Source organism: Nostoc sp. LEGE 12454 (genome assembly GCF_056620565.1).
Window position 1 is genome coordinate 20940 of sequence record NZ_JBWQXL010000044.1, and the last position, 20067, is coordinate 41006.

At 39.8% G+C, this 20067-nt stretch carries 20 protein-coding genes; 11 read left to right on the plus strand and 9 right to left on the minus strand.

The annotated features are described in order from the left end of the window. The first annotated feature begins 373 nt into the window (after positions 1–373). The gene (locus tag AC1F2U_RS28300) at positions 374–1336 is read left to right on the plus strand and encodes an orange carotenoid protein N-terminal domain-containing protein (RefSeq protein WP_480264155.1); all 963 of its coding nucleotides are present in this window, start codon (positions 374–376) and stop codon (positions 1334–1336) included. Positions 1337–1769: 433 nt separating this feature from the next. Next, the gene (locus tag AC1F2U_RS28305) at positions 1770–2462 is read left to right on the plus strand and encodes a hypothetical protein (RefSeq protein WP_480264156.1); all 693 of its coding nucleotides are present in this window, start codon (positions 1770–1772) and stop codon (positions 2460–2462) included. A gap of 418 nt (positions 2463–2880) precedes the next feature. On the opposite strand, the gene AC1F2U_RS28310 is transcribed toward AC1F2U_RS28305, so the two are convergent. From AC1F2U_RS28310 to AC1F2U_RS28325, 4 genes are all read right to left on the minus strand, one after another. Further along, positions 2881–3336 carry a nuclear transport factor 2 family protein gene (locus AC1F2U_RS28310; RefSeq protein WP_480264157.1) on the minus strand — a complete coding sequence of 152 codons (456 nt, stop codon included), beginning with the start codon at positions 3334–3336 and terminating at the stop codon, positions 2881–2883. Between the two features lie 139 nt (positions 3337–3475). Further along, positions 3476–5743: a Piwi domain-containing protein gene (locus tag AC1F2U_RS28315; RefSeq protein ID WP_480264158.1), complete on the minus strand. Its 2268-nt coding sequence runs from the start codon at positions 5741–5743 to the stop codon at positions 3476–3478. Then, positions 5740–6561, minus strand: a complete 822-nt coding sequence (locus AC1F2U_RS28320) for a PD-(D/E)XK nuclease family protein (protein ID WP_480264159.1) — start codon at positions 6559–6561, stop codon at positions 5740–5742. Before AC1F2U_RS28320 ends, AC1F2U_RS28315 begins: the two co-directional genes overlap by 4 nt. A 37-nt stretch (positions 6562–6598) precedes the next feature. Then, a complete protein-coding gene (locus tag AC1F2U_RS28325) occupies positions 6599–6802 on the minus strand; it encodes a hypothetical protein (RefSeq protein ID WP_480264160.1) in 204 nt (67 codons plus the stop codon). A gap of 355 nt (positions 6803–7157) precedes the next feature. On the opposite strand from AC1F2U_RS28325, the gene AC1F2U_RS28330 reads away from it, so the two are divergent. The 4 genes from AC1F2U_RS28330 to AC1F2U_RS28345 all read left to right on the plus strand — a co-directional run bounded on the left by AC1F2U_RS28330 (position 7158) and on the right by AC1F2U_RS28345 (position 10298). Beyond that, on the plus strand, positions 7158–8243 hold the full coding sequence (locus AC1F2U_RS28330; RefSeq protein WP_480264161.1) for a helix-turn-helix domain-containing protein: 1086 nt from the start codon (positions 7158–7160) through the stop codon (positions 8241–8243). Positions 8244–8265: 22 nt separating this feature from the next. Continuing rightward, positions 8266–8937: an ImmA/IrrE family metallo-endopeptidase gene (locus AC1F2U_RS28335; RefSeq protein ID WP_480264162.1), complete on the plus strand. Its 672-nt coding sequence runs from the start codon at positions 8266–8268 to the stop codon at positions 8935–8937. 104 nt (positions 8938–9041) lie between these two features. After that, positions 9042–9629, plus strand: coding sequence for a Uma2 family endonuclease (locus AC1F2U_RS28340; protein WP_480264163.1), 588 nt, complete (start codon positions 9042–9044; stop codon positions 9627–9629). An 81-nt stretch (positions 9630–9710) separates the two neighbouring features. Further along, positions 9711–10298 carry a Uma2 family endonuclease gene (locus AC1F2U_RS28345; RefSeq protein ID WP_480264164.1) on the plus strand — a complete coding sequence of 196 codons (588 nt, stop codon included), beginning with the start codon at positions 9711–9713 and terminating at the stop codon, positions 10296–10298. Positions 10299–10300: 2 nt separating this feature from the next. On the opposite strand, the gene AC1F2U_RS28350 is transcribed toward AC1F2U_RS28345, so the two are convergent. From AC1F2U_RS28350 to AC1F2U_RS28360, 3 genes are all read right to left on the minus strand, one after another. Then, a complete protein-coding gene (locus tag AC1F2U_RS28350) occupies positions 10301–12235 on the minus strand; it encodes a hypothetical protein (RefSeq protein WP_480264165.1) in 1935 nt (644 codons plus the stop codon). A gap of 339 nt (positions 12236–12574) precedes the next feature. Continuing rightward, positions 12575–12979 (minus strand): ExbD/TolR family protein, encoded by a 405-nt coding sequence (locus tag AC1F2U_RS28355; RefSeq protein WP_480264166.1) that lies wholly within the window; start codon positions 12977–12979, stop codon positions 12575–12577. Next, positions 12963–13616 carry a MotA/TolQ/ExbB proton channel family protein gene (locus AC1F2U_RS28360; protein ID WP_480264167.1) on the minus strand — a complete coding sequence of 218 codons (654 nt, stop codon included), beginning with the start codon at positions 13614–13616 and terminating at the stop codon, positions 12963–12965. The genes AC1F2U_RS28355 and AC1F2U_RS28360 overlap by 17 nt, the downstream gene beginning before the upstream one ends. Positions 13617–13959: 343 nt before the next feature. Between AC1F2U_RS28360 and AC1F2U_RS28365 the strand changes: the two genes are divergently transcribed. Continuing rightward, positions 13960–15489, plus strand: a complete 1530-nt coding sequence (locus AC1F2U_RS28365; protein ID WP_480264168.1) for an energy transducer TonB — start codon at positions 13960–13962, stop codon at positions 15487–15489. A gap of 191 nt (positions 15490–15680) precedes the next feature. Here the strand turns inward: AC1F2U_RS28365 and AC1F2U_RS28370 are convergent, their stop codons facing one another. After that, positions 15681–15899: a hypothetical protein gene (locus AC1F2U_RS28370; protein ID WP_480264169.1), complete on the minus strand. Its 219-nt coding sequence runs from the start codon at positions 15897–15899 to the stop codon at positions 15681–15683. Positions 15900–16089: 190 nt separating this feature from the next. Here AC1F2U_RS28370 and AC1F2U_RS28375 point away from each other — a divergent pair, with 190 nt between their 5' ends. After that, positions 16090–16335 (plus strand): hypothetical protein, encoded by a 246-nt coding sequence (locus tag AC1F2U_RS28375; protein ID WP_099099597.1) that lies wholly within the window; start codon positions 16090–16092, stop codon positions 16333–16335. A gap of 10 nt (positions 16336–16345) precedes the next feature. Next, positions 16346–17386, plus strand: coding sequence for a hypothetical protein (locus AC1F2U_RS28380; RefSeq protein ID WP_480264170.1), 1041 nt, complete (start codon positions 16346–16348; stop codon positions 17384–17386). A 125-nt stretch (positions 17387–17511) separates the two neighbouring features. Here the strand turns inward: AC1F2U_RS28380 and ilvA are convergent, their stop codons facing one another. Next, a complete protein-coding gene (gene ilvA, locus AC1F2U_RS28385) occupies positions 17512–19023 on the minus strand; it encodes a threonine ammonia-lyase, biosynthetic (RefSeq protein WP_480264171.1) in 1512 nt (503 codons plus the stop codon). Positions 19024–19427: 404 nt separating this feature from the next. Here ilvA and AC1F2U_RS28390 point away from each other — a divergent pair, with 404 nt between their 5' ends. Next, on the plus strand, positions 19428–19739 hold the full coding sequence (locus AC1F2U_RS28390; protein WP_480264172.1) for an RNA recognition motif domain-containing protein: 312 nt from the start codon (positions 19428–19430) through the stop codon (positions 19737–19739). Positions 19740–19894: 155 nt separating this feature from the next. Further along, positions 19895–20062, plus strand: a complete 168-nt coding sequence (locus AC1F2U_RS28395; protein WP_334837998.1) for a hypothetical protein — start codon at positions 19895–19897, stop codon at positions 20060–20062. Positions 20063–20067 lie beyond the last annotated feature (5 nt).

Sequence of the window (20067 nt, forward strand, 5' to 3'; positions counted from 1 at the left end):
TCAGCAAAACTTATATTTTGTATAAGCATAAGTTATTAATATATAACTGAGAAAGTATTGCTTATTTGTAACGAACTTGTTATGTTTCTTTACATAAAGATACAAAAGCAGCATCAATGCGTTAAACCACCGTTAATCAAGGCTTTCTAAATAACCATGCAGTTGAGCCTGCAATGTGCTTTGCCAAGTATCTAAACTCAACGGCAACAGCATCACTATGCCTTTATTAGAGCTATGTCTAAAACAGGCTGTTTAGTGGTGCAAAAAACTACTGAGTGCCTTTATTAACACTTAAACGCATTTCTCATCGGTCTTTGCACATTTGATTTTTCACATTCGCTAGAACTGTAATTTTCTTTTTGGAACTTCTGCTATGTCTTTCACCATCCAGTCGGCTCAAAGTATTTTTCCCGGCACCCTAGTTGCTGACCTTGTTCCAACCGTCGTCGAATCATTCTCTAAGCTCAATGCTGAAGATCAACTAGCATTACTTTGGTTTGCTTATACCGAGATGGGTAGAAGTATTACAGTTGCGGCTCCTGGGGCAGCAAACATGATCCTTGCACAAGGCTTACTCGAACAAATTAAGCAGATGCCTTTTGAGGCTCAAACGCAAGTGATGTACGATTTGGCTAACCGTGCTGACACTCCTCTGTGCCGTTCTTATGCATCCTTCACGGTGAACATCAAGTTAGGCTTTTGGTATCAGTTGGGAGAATGGATGGCTCAGGGAATCGTTGCTCCAATCCCACCAGGTTACAAGCTTTCTTCTAAAGCTGCCGATGTGTTACAAGCCATCCGCAATGCAGATTCGGGTCAACAAATTACCATCCTACGTAATACCGTAATTAGCATGGGATTCGATCCGAATGCTCCTGGTAGTTACAAAAAAGTTTCAGAGCCGGTAGCTCCTCCCACTGCACCAGCATTTCGGACTAAAGTCACCATTGAGGGCATCAACAATCCTACGGTACTTGGCTATATCAACAACATGAATGCCAATGACTTTGATGCTGCCGTTTCTCTGTTTCGTTCCGAAGGTGCTTTGCAACCTCCCTTTGAAAGACCAATTGTTGGTCAAGACGCAATTCGCGCTTATATGCGTGAAGAATGTCAGGGATTGAAGATGCTCCCAGAGCGCGGTGTATCTGAGCCTGTGGAAGATGGCTATACCCAAGTTAAAGTTACAGGCAAAGTCCAAACCCCTTGGTTCGGTGCCAGCGTGGGCATGAATATTGCATGGCGCTTTTTGCTAGATCCCCAAGGCAAAATCTTCTTTGTAGCGATTGACTTGTTGGCTTCTCCAAAAGAACTGCTGAACCTAGTACGTAAATAGAGGGCTAGATTATACCATTTTGGATTTTAGATTTTAGATTTTGGATTGTGAAACATCCATTGGATAAGTGTTTCAGTTTTCCATCTGTCGCAATCATTGTTCAAATTGGTATTAGTTGCTGCTTAAGCGTGGATGAGTCAAGGAGCGTAGGCGTAGCCCATCGTAGACATCGCCACGCTTAAGCAAAAGAAACTGATAGCGCTTTATTTAGTATTTTGATGTTGCGATCGCTATTGAAAACAACCGATTTTATCAGCGATCTTTTAGTTTTCAAAGTCTCAAAATATACGAAATTAGAACAAGTAGTATTGACTTCCAGAACCTTTCTCGCTCAAAAACATCTCAACTAGTCTTTACTTGTTTATATTTAAATAACAATATATCTTTGGATAGAGTAATAATTTATTCATCTACCAAGAGTAATAGATTATCAATGACTTTTTTCAATTCCTCTGAGCCGCTCCTGCGTGAAAAACAGCAAGAGCTAGATTTTCAAGATATTCAAGGTCTAGTCTGTCTCAACTACCAAATTGGAAATTTCATCCTCTTTTCAAAGTTTTATACTTGTGTCGATCAAGCATTTATTCTCTGGGGACTAATTTCATCTGGAATTTTTGTAACCGCCCAGTTTCTACCCATTAGCTGGAGTAGCCAAGCAATTTTGTGGTCAGTGCTTACCTTATTCGGTGCAGTTGGCATGGTAAGTTTAACTTGGTTTTGGGCAACTGTAGAACAGTTACGCTGGGTTGTTTATAGCTGGGCGATTTTAATCTTAATGGGTTTGATCTTGACCGATCTGAGCATTTTTTTGGGATGGGGAGAGGTGTTGATCCGTTTGTGTCCACTGTGGTTAGGATTAAGTGCCATCGGCTACTTTTGCACCGGGATAGGAATGCGTTCGCGCACATTTATTCTGATGGGGTTTATTCATTTGCTGGGAATTTTAGTTTTGCCATACTGCGGTGTCATGCAGTTCCTCTCAACGGGGCTAATTATGACCGTTAGTTTACTGTTACTAGCAGAATTACAATGGGATATGCAATCTTCAAGTGATTACAGCCAATTAACACTACAACAAAAGCAGTTTAACCAAGCACAGTCCCAACGGCGTCAAATGAGTAGCTAAAGTTATAAAGAATTAAAATCTTACTTTAGACAAGTTTGTATAAACAATATAGCTATATCTCTTGACTAGGTAGTGTTTATACTTGAGAGAGAGAGATTTTCACCCAACTGTTAGCTATTCTAGATTCATGAAAACAGACAGCACTGTATGGGTGTTATGCCGCTGTGGCCCAATATCAAACATCGAAGGAGAGCGATCGCAGATGTTTGAACAGTGTAAATCAATAAAAATCCTTGACGGTGTGGAGTTTTTGTCGCTTCCTCCACTTTATTATCACTTAGGGAAGGTTAAATTCTTCATCAGAGCGGTCTGAGGTGGTAGGCGTCTTGCGTTTTTTACTTTACAAGTTAATTTTTGATACTCCAATATTCTTAATTCAAAATAAATTAGGGATATTTAAGTTTCATGGCTAATGTAACTATCTGTTAGTTGGCGTTTGTGTGTCAAAATATTCACGCCAACGACTAATTTGACTATCCTTAAAATCTACAACAATTACGTCATCAGCTTTATTACGACGACCTGTCGCCTTTTCTGTATCTTCGTAGTACCACTCTATTGCTGCCTGATTTTCTCCAATGATAATCCGCCGGATGTCTATTTTGACATCTGAATACTGTTGTTTAAAATTGGTAAGTTCTTCTCGAATTCTTTCTTGCCCCCGCCAGCATTGACCAGGCACGATTAGTTCTCCATCAACTGTAAACAATTGTGCAAGAGCATCGACATCTTGAGCAACCCATGCATCTTTAGTTTTTTCTATTAATATCTGGATATCTTGTTGGTTCATAGACTGACTGGCAAATAAAAGTGTGCTAAAAGTTAAGCTCACAAATATAGTTCCTAACACTAGCCATTGAGATAACCAAAGCATCTAGATTTTTCTACCCTTTAAAGTATCAAGCTTATAGAGCATTAGTAAAATTTAACCAGAAGTTGTTTGCATTGCGATCGCACCTGCAAAAAGTCAGGTTTTGATTGGATGCATAATGTCTGTAGCGTTGATGTTAATTCTACAACCAAAACTGGCGATCGCCATTCAGCGAATTTGGGACAATACCTTGTAACCGCCTATAGGCTATACGGTCAGATCCATACAGTGGAACGGGTAAGCGTGGCTCTTTCAACGCTCCATGATGGAGCAAAGTGAGTTTTAGCGTTGCTTCTATTACATCCTCAATCGGTGCTTGGTGTCCTTTCTCATGTACTCTCAAACGTAGAGGATAAGGTAAGCCCATATTCTCAGAGGGTAGTTTAGTAGTTACCAAAATCACTTCACGAGAGGACAAACGAAGTGCTAACCCTTGTGTGGGTGCTTTCACAACTGACTGATAATAGTTATATAATCTGGGAATACCAGACTTAATACACTCTACAAGAATAAATTTAGAATTAATTGCTTTAGCTCTTTCCTGCAAATATTCAACTTCATCACCACAAAAGCGTCCGTCACGGTAAATTAGTACAGTTTTTTCGCTGATATCAGCAGATGGGAGAAACCTTTCTAATGTTTGTTTATCAATTTCTTCACCTTCTGTTGAAACATCTTCTAACCTATAACGAATAAAATCCCCTTGTTTACCGTACAAACGAACACTTGCACACACATTTCTGCTACCGACGGTTTTCTTTTTGGGTTTTCTGGAAATATCCAAGCCGATAAAATAATCAGAAATCCCTAAAGGTTCAGCTAGAATAAAAGGCGAATTTCCCAACTTTGCTAAAATTCCTACTATTACTTGATTGAGGATGTTTTTATAATTGCTAGGATTTTTCAAAGTATCTTCATAGATTACTTGGCTTACTATCTCAGGGTTACTACGTCGGAGTACCCTTGAAGAAACAAAAGTATATAAGCTCCCATCATCACTATTATCAGTATGGCGATCGCTCTGTGGTAAAAAGGTCAAAACAATATCAGTAGGGATAGCTATTAAATCATCAAGGGCTTTCTCCACTTTAGCTCTGGCTTCAGCACTGCTTAAACCATTGATTGAAACGGCTTTTCTTCTATCTTCATCAATCTCAAGGCTTTCAAAGTCATAGTCTTTTAAGCGTTGTCGAATTTGCTTAAGAAAAGATATATCAACTTTAAAATCGCCTATTTTAAGTGCTGCAATGCGAATTTTTCTGGAAGTATCTTGATAATCTTGGTGACGGCGATAAACGCCACCTGTAGATAGTCCCTTTAAAACCTCATTTCGCTTTCGGGTCACATTCTTGCCAAATTTAAGTAATGTTTCTTCAAGTTTGAAGGTAGGTACTAAGAACAATTCTGGATACTTCCCGTTGTTAATACATTTAGCTGCTAACTGAAAACCATAGACAGCTAAAGCATTTGTAGCTTCTTCTTTGGATGAAGCTAAACGATTTTGCCGTTCTTGATAAGGAATTTTAGTTTGCTTTTGTAAATCACTATACTTTACTTCAAATAAGTCAGCGGTTTCTTCTGTAACACAGGGAATTAAAGCAGCCATTGCATAAGGATATTGTTGTTTATCCTTACCAAATTGAATAGTTACTACAGGTTGCTCATCTGGTGCTGCTTCCGGTTCAAGTTTCTGTTTACTAATAGCTCCAGTCGCTTTTTTAAAAAGCTCTTCTCTACGCTCTCCAAAAGTTCCTGCAAGAGCCACAATTGTAGCAGAGCTTTTTTTTTCAATATCTTTAACCTTTAAGCCAATCAAAAGCTTATTTGGATCTTGTCGATAGGGATGATTTTCGTAAAACTCAGCTAAATCACCTTTGAAAACAAAAGAACTGTGAATTGTAAAAGCGATCGCAGGATGTAAAGTATCTTTTATTTCTATCGTTTCTGCCCAAAAATCTACTTCACGTTTGACTACCACCTTATTTTCAGACCAAACAGTATCAGATGAAAAAGGTCGTCTAACTTTCAAGACCCTTACAGCTAATTGAGCCAATATAGAAGCTGTTATTTGTGGTTGGCTTACCCACTGAATTGAGTAAGTGCGATCGCCAATATCTTTTTTCAAGTCGTCTTGAATTTCTGTTAAAGCTTTCCGCCATTCATCTAAATTTGGCATTGGTTGATCGGGTTTAGCTAAAACCCAAAAATTCCCATCTGCAAAAATGACTATAATATCAGGGAATTTCTGACTAAACCGCCAACTGAAGCGATTACCTATTTTAGTATCGACTCGGGGAGTCAGTCGAAAGCAGATTAAGTTAGGTTGAGGAATATTTAGTAAAAATATTTCCGACAAAAATATTGGGTATACATTAGTTTTTAGGGGGGATTTAAGTACAGCATTAGTCATGTAGAAACCTCTGATATAGTAAATTCACAGATTGAGTTAAACGAACAGTAGCGACAACTTACACCCGGATTTTGGGGAAATATTTGACTGAAATCAGAAGAATTTTTACGGTAGCGCTTCAAATCTTCTTGATGTCGTTGAGCTATTAAAGCGAGTTCTATCTGAAAAGCCTTAAGAGTGTTAGGTGTTGCACTGATAGGTTCTGACCAGTTACCATTTTCTAAGTTATAAAAAGACGCTACTGCTTTTTGCTGGGGGTATCGGTAACTAGCAGCTAGTAAATAAATATACCCTTGTCGCCGATCAAAATCAGAGTGGCCAGTTTTGAAATCTAAAATGTGCAAAGTATCGTCTTCTTCGGCAAAAATGCAGTCAATCGCAGCAAAGAAGTTAAAAGATTGATTACCCTGCTTAATCAGAATTGGTTCTGGAAAACCTTCATCACCTCGGCTAAGTTGAATAATTTTCTTCTCAGCAAGAATTGGATTTTGCTGGTAGCTTGTCAGTATCTGAAGTACTTGCTGCTGAACTAAATCTGACTCTTTCCGCAATTCCAGAATCTCTATCATTTTTTCTACAGCGTCTTCCTGATGTAACATCGGGGAGTTTTCATGAAACTCATAAACTCCCTTTTGTGCTAGTAATCCAATTCGCACAGGAGTGCTATCACTTGCCAAGATTGCTGCAACCGCAGGTTCTCGCGATCGCGCTTTTGTAAAACCTCGTTTCATGTCACAGTGTAAGTGTTCTTTCCCTATGGGTGGAGAGTACTGCAACCATAAGTTGTAACTGGCAAATGGTAGCCAATTTTGGCTCATTGATGTCAAACCCCAGAATTTAGCAGAGAAAAAAGTTTTACTTGGTTAGGATTTCGTAGATTGCTGTATATACACCAACCTCGGTTGCCATTTCCAAGGTATGCAAGCCTTCTAGCATCTGTTCGGCAGCCTTTCTGAGTTGTGGATTGCGGCTTGTTTTTTGAATTTCTTCAAGCAGAACTGGTAGAGGTCTACCAACAGAAAAGGACAATTGTTCAGGGTTCAACGATTGTTTATTCATGTTTTTGCTCTTGTGTAACGAAATATAACTCAATGAACATCAGTACAACCGCCTGAATTGCCATACAATTTCAACAAGGCAAGATATAAGTTGTTCAGTATTAAAACATATTATTCAACATGAACGATTATTGTCAACTATTTAATTTATGCAAAACAAATGTTGAATTTTATTTTCAACACTGGTATTATCTATCTATGAGTGATTCAAAGGCTAAAAATTTTGGGTAACTTATAGCCCAGCGACTCCTGAAAAGCTTTGTAAAATAAGGCTTGTAGCCTACTATGACTCAAACCGATAGAAGGCTTATTATTATTTATGCTTCAGGAAATGGGTTAGGCAGTTGAATGTGATTATGGATAAACAAGAGAGTCAGAGTTTTGGCAGGTGTATTTGGCAAGCTCGTAGAAAAAAGGGATTGAGTCAGCGTGAGCTAGCCGTAAAGGTAGGGGTGGACTACACCTATTTGTCCAAACTAGAAAACGACCACGTTGAACCAAGCGAGAAGGTGATCCGCTCGCTAGCAGAACATCTCAGTTTGAATGCAGAGGAGCTGATCTACCTAGCTGGACGTATGACTCAACGTGACTCGGATGCTTTTGAAGAATTGGTTAAGGCGAACTACAAAGAAATGCCTGCTTTATTCCGTCGAGTGCGCGAAAGTCCGGGTCTTGATTCATTGGTAAAAGCACGAGATGAGCAAATTGCAAGACTACAAAAAGAAAATGCTGAACTCAGAGATAAGGTAGCAAAGCTTCAAAATCGCTTTTATTCTAAAGATGAGATTGAAAACATAGCGAATGATCTTCTAAGTCGTATGCAAATTTCATCTCAATATGCCCTTAAATTATCTATGGATACTACTAGGGTATGTGACTTTTTGAATCTGAGTATTTGTTATGCACAAATATCTCCCGATGATCGGGGATTGATCGTAGCTATGATTTTACCTTTAGAACGTACAATTTTGATAAATGATGATATTCCAGAAGTTCTAGGAGCTTTTACAGAATCGACAATTGCTCATGAAATAGGACATTGGTTACTTCATGTTAACCAAAATAAAAGTGAAATTTTATCTGAGCAAATAGATATAAATGCTGGCATTGAAGAAACTAATTATTCATTCTTATGTCGTAGCGCTAGTGAGCCACTTGATAAGTATACTGCCAGTAGTCAGCTTGATAAAATTGAATGGCAAGCCCAGTATTTTGCCAGCTGTCTGCTAATGCCTCGTCATGTACTGCAAGAAATAAGTAAAGGGCGTGATTTAACTAATTGGAAACATCTTTATGCAATAAAAGAAGAGCTTGGTGTAACAATATCTAATCTCATCAATCGGTTGCAAGATATTGGCTGGATTTATATTCCTAAAGGTTCTAAGCAAATCTATCCAGGCAACTTAGAACCAGAATGTCAGGAAAGAAGGTGGTGGTTATGAGTAAAGAAAGTGAGGAGTTATAATGAACCTTTTCAGGTATAAATTCTATTCTAAAGAAGAAATAGAGCAGAAAGCTTATGAAGTTTTCAAAATTATGGAGTTGGAAAATTTCCCCCCAAAGTGGCCTTTTGAGGCTAGTTGTGCTGCTGACGCTTTGGGAATTATGGTGAGTTGGGAAAGAATTCCTCCTGATGAGCAGGGGTCAATAGTAGCTAAGATTCTGCCATTGCAAAAAAAGATTGTACTCAATGAATGTATTTCAGAGCTAACTGGAGGATTTGAGCAATCTACAATTGCTCATGAAATTGGACACTGGATACTTCATGTCAATCAAAATGAAGCTGATGAACTGACAGAGAAACTAGAATTAAATCTAGGAATGAAAGATGCGACAAAGCTTTATTTGTGTCGCACTACAGGGGCTAAAACTAATCCAAATATAATTCAAAGCCATTTGGATAAAATTGAATGGCAAGCTCAGTATTTTGCTAGCTGTCTATTAATGCCTAGAGAAATTTTGGAAGCTAAACAAAGAGGACGTAATTTAACTAATTGGAAACATCTTTATGCAATGAAAGAAGAGCTTGGTGTAACAATATCTAATTTAACTAACCGCTTACAAGACCTTGGCTGGATTTTTATTCCCAAGGGTTCTAAGCAAATCTATCCAGGTAAAGCTACACCAAATGGGTAGACAAATTTATTTAATAGGTAAAGTGCGATCGCACTCCATTATCTCATCATGCGATCGCACCACACACAGCACTACACTAGAAACTAAGATGCTCACAATAAGCTATGAACGCCACAACAACCACTTTCCCTTCTACACTCAAATTGAAAATTGACTTGACTGATGAGCAATTTTTCCAAATGTGTCAGAAAAATAGTAATTATAGATTTGAGCGCACAGCATCAGGGGAAATATTAATTATGCCACCTACAGGTAGTGACACTGGCAGACGTAATGTTAAAATCACCACTCAATTAGATATTTGGAACTCTGAGACTAATTTAGGCGAAGTTTTTGACTCTTCAACTGGCTTCACCTTACCTAATGGTGCAGAACGTTCTCCTGACGCTTCTTGGGTGAAAATTGAGCGATGGAATGCTTTAACCCCAGAACAACAAGAAAAATTTGCCCCGATTTGTCCTGATTTTGTAGTAGAGTTGCGTTCTCATACTGATTCCTTGAAAGAATTGCAAGAGAAAATGCAGGAGTATATCGAAAATGGCACTCAATTAGGCTGGTTAATTGACCGGAAAAACAAGCGAGTGGAAATTTATCGTCCAGGTAAAGATGTAGAAATATTAGACAATCCTACTAGTTTATCTGGAGAAAATGTCCTACCTGGATTCGTATTAAATTTACAGCAGATTATGTAGCTTTCTTGATTAAGAAGCACTGAGAACGAAATAAAATTTACCACACCACTAAACTAGAAAGTAAGATGTCGTGATAAGTCTATGAACGCTACTACAGTTGCCTTACCTTCAATCCTCAAACTGAAAATCGACTTAACTGATGATCAATTTTTCCAAATGTGTCAGAAAAACCGCGATTATCGATTTGAGCGTACAGCATCAGGGGAATTATTAATTATGCCACCTACAGGTAGTGATACTGGCAACCGTAACTTTGATATGGTTGTTGAATTAGGAATCTGGAATAAACAAACTAAATTAGGCAAAGGTTTTGACTCTTCAACTGGTTTCACGCTACCTAATGGTGCAGAACGTTCTCCTGATGCTTCTTGGGTGAAAATTGAGCGTTGGAATGCTTTAACTCCAGAACAGCAAGAAAAATTTGCCCCCATTTGTCCTGATTTTGTAGTAGAGTTGCGTTCTCGTATTGATTCCTTGAAAGAATTGCAAGAGAAAATGCAGGAGTACATCGAAAATGGCACTCAATTAGGCTGGTTAATTGACCGGAAAAACAAGCGAGTGGAAATTTATTGTCCAGGTAAAGATGTAGAAATATTAGACAATCCTGCTAGTTTATCTGGAGAAAATGTACTGCCTGGATTTGTGTTGGATTTACAGCAAATTATGTAATTTTATTGATTAGGATAGATATAGCGCATTTCAAAACGACTTTGTTCCCAAAGTGGGATTAAAGCTTGTTTAGCAGCACTTAACTGAGCTTGTGAAAAAGATATTCTACCATTTTCTATAATCCAAATAAATATCCGAGTTATTAAATCTGCCTTAAAACTATTCTCGTATTCACTATTATTTATTCTTACTACTTGCTCATCTAAGCAATCTATAACATATTTAAAAGTCAAGTTTTTCCAGTCTGTGGAATTGCTATAATTTTCTTCTGGGGTATTTTTCCACTCTACTCTCCGCAAATTTCCGAAAATATAGTCTATGCCTGTTATGGAAGAATCTGTGTTACGCACTAAATTTGTATAGGCTTGGTAATATGGCTTCAATAGCGAAGCTGCAATATTTTCCACATAGATATGTAGCCAAGATTGGATGTCACGAAGATAAGATACTAAATCTTTAATATTATCAATTTCTTTAATCAGCGCACGTTCATTTCTGTAATTTTTTATTTTTGCTAGCAATTCAGATTCAGATAATTGAGATTTTTTTGAGTAATAATTAATAACTTTGGGAATATATTTATCTAATAACCACTGTTTGGTATATCTAGCTGTCCAAGTTCCTCGTACTCCAATATCTTGCTGCCACAAGCCAAATTGAGCTGCTTCAATAGATTGTAAATTGATATCATTTAGTTCGTAGATTACATTAACTTGATTGCTAGGTAATAAAGATAAATTTCTGTCAAATTTGGGGAAGAAAAATACATGATCGCGAATTCCTCGACTCACTCGAATTGATATATTTTCTCTATGAAATAGATGCCATTCTGACTTGCCTTTCTTATAATCAAATTCTTTAACAAACTGCTGCATTAACTCCCATAATTCTTGCTTAACAGAAAAAAGTATAAAACCACGAACTTCTGAAAAGTTTACAAATTCAAAATTCCATGTTTCTAAAGCATTTTCAAATTCAATTATTGAGTTTTTATATTTTTCGCAAACTTCATCAATACACAAACACAAGTCTATTACTTCTAGCTGTGATAAAATAACTGTTATTTGACCCAAATTTACTGTAAAACTATCTTTATCTATCTGTTTTAAAAAACGACGACAACCCCAACTTGGTTGAGTGTGCAATCCAGTCATTAATTGACCTAAAATATCTTGATGATTTAAGTGAATTTTTAAACCTTTAAAAAGAATACTACTGAATTCTATTTGACAATTACCTTCTCCAAAAGTTTTGGGCAAATTACAGGCGATCGCTACTTTTGGTTTAACAACAACTAAGTGGCAGCCTTCTAGTGTTATAGAAGGCTCAAAATCATATTTTTCTAAAAAATACTGTAAATCTGGATGGCGTCTAATTAATTTTTCTATTAAGTTACATTTAGGATATGTCAAAATATCGGCTGCATTTTTATCGATATTTTTAACTATATCAAAATTGAGCTTATTATAAAACTTTGAGGCGATATCGTTATTTTTAAAGGCATCTATATTTAGATCGAATACTAATTCTTCTCGATTATAATCTAGGCGCTGAAAAACCTTAATTTCATATCCATTAGTGACTATAAAAAATAGTGTATTAAAATAGTTACTATAAAATTTAGCTTGTTCAATAGCTTTATTTAACTTAGTTTTATGCGGTTCTATCGCTTCTACAAAAATCAGTGATGTATCTGTATTTTGTTTCTTAACATCATCTGTGGCAAAATAAATCTGAGCAATTTTTAGATTTTTGGTGTGTGTTTCTGATTGATATGTTTTCAAAGAGTATTCACGATGACATATCTTTGGATAGCAGAGATAGTGAAACATTGGCAAAATTAACTTTTCTTTTACATCATCTTCATTTCGTAAAACATGACGATCGAAACCTTGTATCCATGTAATGAATTTTTTAATTGACTCTGGAATAGTCATCAGATAATCTACCTGCTTGTATAAATTTGCTATGCCTATTTTGTTCGTGTAATTAGCAATTTATCAAGTCAGTTTGGATTATGTCGTGATTGTAGATACTAGAATGGAACCATTCGCCTGAAACTTAACCTTGGCAAAACCTAGACCAATAAAAGTTACTGCCGTTAGAATTAAACATCTGGTGAAAATCAGGTAGGCAAAATTAATGAATTGTGTATAACAAGGATTTTGGGCAATGCATAATAAATTGCTGGAGATGTCTATTAGACAAGAAGGAGTTAGGAGTCAGAATATAGAATTTTCCTGACTCTCTGAACTTCTGATGCCCAATATATCTTTTTATTCTCTTTGGGTAGCGATCGCTAATTTAGCTCCCGGAACCTGACGTACCCGATCCATCACCGCCACCACCCGGCCATAATCAACTTTTTCATCAGCATTAATAATCACTAATACTTCCGGGTTAGAACCAACTAAGGTTCGCACTTGCGCTGTTAAATCATCAACTGCAATTGGTTTACGGTTCAGGCTTACCTGTTCTTTTTCATCTACCGTAATGGTAATTCTAGTGGGAACTTGCTGTTGTTTAGCTGTGGCGGCCTTCGGTAAATTTACTGGCAAACCTTCCGAACGTGTTAAAAACAGAGTTGACATAATGAAAAATGTCAAAATTGCAAAAATCACGTCAATCATCGGCACGATGTTGATCTGGAGCGGAAGCTCTGGTTCATCTGGTAGACGCATAGGTTTTTTCTCCTCGTTCATAGCGACGGCGGTAAAGTAATTCTAGCTGTCCCCCATACTCCTGAATTAGTGCAATTTGCCGTTGGTACAATCCCCGGAAGGTATTGGCAAACATGAGTATGAATATAGCAACGATCAATCCTGATGCAGTTGATACAAGGGCTTCACTAATCCCAGCCGTAACACTTGCGGTTTTACTACCTCCCACATCACCAAGATTTAGGGAAGCAAAAGAAGCTATCAATCCTAATACCGTGCCAAGAAGACCTAACAGTGGTGCCAGACTAATAATTGTCTCGAAAATGTTTTGAAAACGTTTGAGTACAGGTATCTCAGCTTGCGATTCACTTTCTAAAGCCAAACGAAATTCCTCTGGATTTGGCTCTTCTAATTCTAGAGCCGCCAGAAAAATCCGAGCGAGTGGCAAATCTGCGTTTTTCTGAAGTTTATCCATTGCACCGACAATATTATCGAGACGGTAGAGATTCAAAACATCTCGCACCACCCGGTTTTGACGCTTATTAATCCGTACCCAAAACCTGATCCGCTCGAAGATCAGTGCCACACCCAATACTGAAAACGCCAACAGGGGCCACATGACCACACCGCCTGCTGCAAACAAATTTTGAATTCCCATGTAGTGCCTCTATAACGTCATCCACAATACAAAATTAGACTACCAGAATCTAGAGAAAAGCTGAAACTTATTCTCAACAAAATATAAGATATAATGAGAAATTTTTCAAATGAAACGGTCATGATTTTTATTTACTCGTTCGTTTGTTTTACATAAATTAAATTAATTTAATTGCAATAAAAGTTCATTTTGTTCAAAAACCATGATATTGGTGGTTTAAAAAGATGTTTATCTTAGTCCGGGGGTTCCGTAAAGCTATCCCAAATAATTTGAATTGTTTACTTGATATTTGTAACCTAGCATTCTAAGATAGCTAAATTAGTGAGAATAGGTAGCAATAGCTATGAGCTTTTCCGGCACTACTGTCGAGCAACGTTCCAAAGAAGTTGAGGCTCTCAAGTCTTTTCTGACTTACAGTCTAATAGGTTCACTGGCGCTGCATATCGGCGTACTGTCTTCTGGCATAAGTAATTATTTGACGAGAGTGCCCACAGGAGAAGAAGAACCAATAGAGTTGGCGCTTGTGGATTCTCCGACTGCGGAACCAGAAAAACCAATTGCAGAGATTCCAGAAGAAATAAAAAAAGAACCAGAGATTGTTCAAAAACAGCCTATACAAACCCCACCAGTAGAAAAATTTGAACAGATTACAGCAGTCCCTCAGAAGCCACAGCCAATAAATACGCCGCCAAAAGCAATTCCTATCAAGCCAGAAGTTGCTGTGAAATCTGCACCTATTCCACGATCGGTACCAGAAGTACCTGTGAAATCTGCATCCGTTCCCCAATCAGCTCCGTCTGAAGATTCCAAAGCAAGTTCAGCGGGTGGCGGTGGCGGTGGCGGTGGCGGCGGTGGCTCTGGTGTTGGTTTAGGCTCAGGTAGTGGTATTGCTGTAGGTACAAGCAGTGGTACTGGTCCTGGTGGAGGAACTGGCACTGGCACTGGTGGTGGTATTGGTAGTGGAACTGGTACTGGCACTGGTAGCGGTATTGGTAGTGGCACTGGCAGTGGAATTGGTAGTGGAACTGGTACTGGCACTGGTAGCGGCATTGGTAGTGGCACTGGCAGTGGAATTGGTAGCGGCACTGGCAGTGGGATTGGTAGCGGTACTGGCAGTGGAATTGGTAGTGGAACAGGAAACCGTCCCACAGTAGCAACAGCGCCTACACCTCCAAAAATTAACAGTCCAGGTAATGGTCGTGCTGCTTGCCGCGAATGTAATGCCAAGTATCCAGAAGCAGCAAGACGGCGAGGAGTTGAAGGCAGAGTAGAAGTAGCTGTAGATACTGACGCACAAGGTAATGTTACCAATGTGCGAATTGCTCGCTCCAGTGGAAACCGCGACTTGGATGCAGAAACCGCAAGACAAGCGCGTGAGTGGAAATTAAAACCCGCAGAAGGTGGTAGACAAGGGGTATCTATAGCCACTGAATATGCCATCAAAGGTTCACGGCGATCGCGCCAAGTTCAAGAACGGAAAACACAAAGACAAGCACAAGAGAGAGAAAGAAACCAGCAAACAACGGCTGCTAACTCTACACAGGAAACTCCAAGACGTAGGCGCAGAGAGTTGGCACCCCCATCAAGACCAGCCATATCTGGATTTAGTCGGCGACTGGAACCTCAAAGAGCAGAAAGTCCTGCGAGAAACTCATCATCTGAAGCTAGAACAACTCGTACTCAAGGAACTGCAAGAGAGTCCCTACGCCGCATCCAGCGCGAGCAAACGACTACCGATTCATCACAAAAACCACAAGTAACCACAAATCGGCGGCGGCGAAGAGATAACGCTAGCCAGAGTAAATTGCGAGACTCTTTGCGTCGTTTACGCCAACAACCTCAATCACAACCTGCTACTCCCAGTCAGCAGTAGTCTGTCAAGTTGAAATTCATGGGTTAAGAATAAGCGCTTAAGCGCTTAATAAAGGACTAAAGTTCTGACTACAAACTTATTGACCCCGTGAAGTTGACTTGACATACTACTAGTAGAGGGATCAAACTTATTGGAATCATACTTTGATTAACAATGATCGCCGCCTCCTGTTTTTAGGAGGCGGTTGTTCTTTAGATAGAAATGGCTTCATTAAGCATTACCCATCTAGTATGAGGAAGAGGGGTTAGGAGTGCGGTAATTTGATGATGGGCAATTATATAGGCTGGCGATCGCTTGATTTGCCAATCAATAGTACTGGAAGAAAATAATCCTGGACTTTCTCTACCCATTTTTCTAATCCGGGCAATGAAAATCGCTGCCCCGAAAAAATGATAGTAGTGTTTGCTCATCACCAATTATATGCTGAGAGATATAGTCAACGGCTAACTCTCAAATTGCTCATCTGCACTTTATGTCTAGATGTCAAATTCACTGATTTGAATAAAACTTCTACATAAACACACACTGATGCGGTTTGATTTGCTTGAATAGCTATATTGATAGGACATTGATAACGTCGGCAATTCACAATTCCTGATTATGGCAAGTAAATTCATTGATGTTAGGGAATATACTGTCAGGGCGCACAAAAGACAGATTCATACTCGTGTTTTCCAGTTTGTCTGTAAAGAGTGTAACGATCTGACAAAACGCGAGACTTTCGGTCCTCGACCTTTATATTGTGAGAGATGTCGCCCTCCCCAACCGCCTAAGAAATCCCAGCCAGCATCTCACAAGGCAAAACCCAGAGCAATGTCTTATAAAAGTGACATCGATTTAAATTGATTAAAGCCCTATGACTCAAAATGGACAATTAGAACCGCCTCCGGGCACCTTTCTCTCACCACTGTTGGAATTACGAGACTATTATGCTCGCCTGACAGAAGAGTATGAACGCCTCTTTGTGCAGGCGCGATCGCAGCTCGATCATGTAGAAGCATTGTTGTCTAACTGGTCTTTTTCTGATAACAACAAGCAGATATCAAGATTAACGTCGACTGATGAAACCTCAAATCTTTCTGGGGAAAGTTCTCTGCGGTTTTTATCACCCCTTGATGACATCGGCGAAATCAACTTGGTGGAATCTTTAGAGTCAGAACAAGAAGACTCAGATCGAGTTGAGATAAATAATTCTTTTTCTGCTGCTGTTGATACAAAAGAGAGTCAATCTCAAACGACATCAACAGATCCAAAGATCGTCCTAGAGAACAACGATAGTTCAACAAAGGTAGTGGAAATCCCGATGCTACCTCAGTATCAGCACGCTATCTCGCGAATGGAAGCTATAAAACAGCTATTGCAAGAACAGATAGGTACTGTTTGTCATATAGATTTTATCGTGCGATCGCTTTATGGAGAGTTAGATTCCAATCTATTCAAAGTAGTTAAAGGTAGAGTGCAATCTTCCCTCACCCAAGGCAGAGAAAGGAATTACTGGGTAACTATTCCCGATGAGCCAGGTTGTTATACCCTGGATTTAAGTTTAGTAGCCCCAAGTAATCGCAATGGTGCTTCTAGGAATATCAAGAACAAAAATAAGAAGCCTTTCGTTCCTCCGACAAAAACAGTACCAATGCTCAAAGCCTTTGAGGGTCAATTCTTAATTGATGCCCTCACCTCTCTGTTAAAACAAAATCCAGGTAAAGTTTTCAGCGTGGCTGAAGTCATCGCCGGAATTTATGGAGAACTAGATTCTCAGCAAATTAGAGAGATCAAAAATAAGGTGCTGAATGAACTATCTAGAGGCTATCGCACAGGTAGATTCGCTAGGGTTCCTAATCAAATTGGCTTCTATACTTGGGACTCAAATCTGATATTGAAGGGGAGTTCTCGTTAGGTTGGGTATTGGGAAGAGGCAGAGGGGCAGAGGGGCAGAGGGGAAAAACTTACTGCAACTTCTCCTTGGTCACTGAGCGTAGCCGAAGTGCTGCTCCCCTGCTCCCCTGCTCCCCTGCTCCCCTGCTATCCCAAAAACAGCTTGTATGCGGGATTCTTGTTTTCATCCCAATAGCGATAGCCCAGATGGTCGAGAAAAGCTTGCCAATCTTCCATCTCGTGGGGGGGAACCTGGATACCAACAACGATTCGCCCGTAGTCTGAGCCGTTGTTGCGGTAGTGAAAAAGACTAATATTCCAGTCGGGACTCATGGAAGTAACAAACTTCATCAATGCGCCGGGACGTTCGGGAAACTCAAAACGGTACAGCAATTCATTGTTAGCTAGGGGAGAGTGTCCACCTACCATGTGCCGCAAATGTAGTTTAGTTAGCTCATCGTCGGTTAAATCAAGGGTTTCAAATCCATGAGCTTCAAAGGTTTCTACCATCTTGACAGCATCGGCACGGTTTTGAATTTGCACGCCGACAAAAATATGGGCTGTTTTTTCGTCGGCAATACGATAATTAAACTCGGTCAGATTACGGTTGCCAATACATTCACAAAACTGGCGAATACTTCCCCGTTGCTCTGGAATTGTGACTGCAAAGATCGCTTCGCGGCGTTCGCCGAACTCTGCTCGTTCTGCCACAAAGCGGAGGCGATCGAAATTCATGTTTGCACCACAGGCGACAGCAATTAAGGTTTGTCCTTCGATTTGTTCTCGTTCGGCGTAGGCTTTGGCAGCTGCGATCGCTAATGCACCGGCTGGTTCTAAAATGGAGCGCGTATCCTCAAACACGTCTTTAATTGCAGCGCAAGTATCATCTGTACCCACCAAAATAATTTCATCTACATACTGTTGACATAAACGGAAGGTTTCTTCACCTACTTCCCGCACCGCTACGCCATCAGCAAATAACCCCACTTGAGACAAGCGCACCCGATGTCCGGCTTTGAGCGATTGAGACATGGCATCAGCATCAACTGGTTCAACACCAATAATCTTGATTTCGGGACGCAATCGTTTTACATAAGCCCCAATCCCAGAAATTAATCCGCCGCCGCCAATTGCCACAAAAATCGCATGGATGGGTTGCTGATATTGCCGTAAAATTTCCATCCCAATTGTTCCTTGTCCAGCAATTACATGGGGATCGTCAAAGGGATGAATAAAAGTCAATCCTTTTTCTATTTCTAATTCACGGGCATAGCTATAAGCATCGTCATAAGTGTTTCCATGTAACACTACTGCTCCGCCCCTCATTCTCACCGCATCTACCTTGACTTGGGGTGTGGTTACTGGCATGACGATAATCGCTCTGGTTCCCAAACGATTGGCTGCAAGGGCGACTCCCTGAGCATGGTTCCCCGCAGACGCGGCAATTACACCCTGGGCCAATATATCTGGGGGCAGTTGCACCATCTTGTTATAAGCACCCCGCAGTTTAAATGAAAATACTGACTGCATATCCTCGCGTTTCAACAGGAGTTGATTATTCAGCCGCGCAGACAAATTTGGAGCATACTCCAGTGGTGTTTCCTGGGCAACATCATACACACGGGCAGTCAGGATTTGGATGAGGTAGTCGCAAAACATGGGCGTCAAGCTGTTAGCAAATGCTGGATGGAAACTAATTTTACGTTACAAGCGATCGCACTGGTTTTATTGGTTTCTTCTCTCTCAAAATTTTGATTGAATAAAATCTAAAAATTACCAATTAATATTCTTTGCAGATAAATTAAGTTCAGTGATGAAAATTTTTCGATCGCTGCAAATTTCATGCGATCGCTGGTAGGTTGATTTAAAACTAGTTTTGCCAACTATCTGAGTACTTAGATCGACAGATTAAGTATAGTGTTACTTACGAACATAACTTCTCCATTTATGTTAAAGTATGCGTGGAAGATGAAATTCGGCTGTACAGTTTGTTTTTATGTATACTTGTATTACAGACCTCTCCGGATCTAAATCTCTACACCCTTTGATTCTGGAGACATTCTATGTCAATTTACGTCGGTAATCTATCTTATGAGGTTAAAGAAGATGACCTCCGGCAAGTCTTTGCAGAATATGGAACTGTAAAAAATGTTCAATTGCCTATCGACCGAGAAACAGGTCGGATGAGAGGTTTCGGCTTTGTGGAATTAGAATCAGACGCACAAGAACAAGCGGCGATTGATGCCCTTGATAACGCTGAATGGATGGGTCGAAGCTTAAAAGTTAATAAAGCCAAGCCCAAAACAGATGGCGGTTCCTCTGGTGGTAGACGAGGAGGCTATGGTGGCGGTGGCGGTGGTGGTGGCCGCTATTAAGGTCTAAAGCCAAAAATTTAACTCTCAGGTCTAAAGGGCAGACAAGGAGTCTGCCTTTTTTGCTTTTTGGGACTGGTATTTTGACTTAGCACTCAGCACGGGCTAAACCTTAGCTATCCGCTAACAGCACTCAGCACTTTCAAGTCAGAGAGCAGGTGGTCACTGAGCTTGTCCTGAGCGTAGTCGTTGGCGTGGTAACAGAGCGTAGTCGTACCCCTCCGGGGAAGCAAGCTACGCGCAGCGTCTCCAAGAGTTGTGCAGCCTCTCGTAGAGAAGTGATGCAGGAGGTTTTAGGAAATAATTCTTATGAAGCCATGCGTTAGGGTAG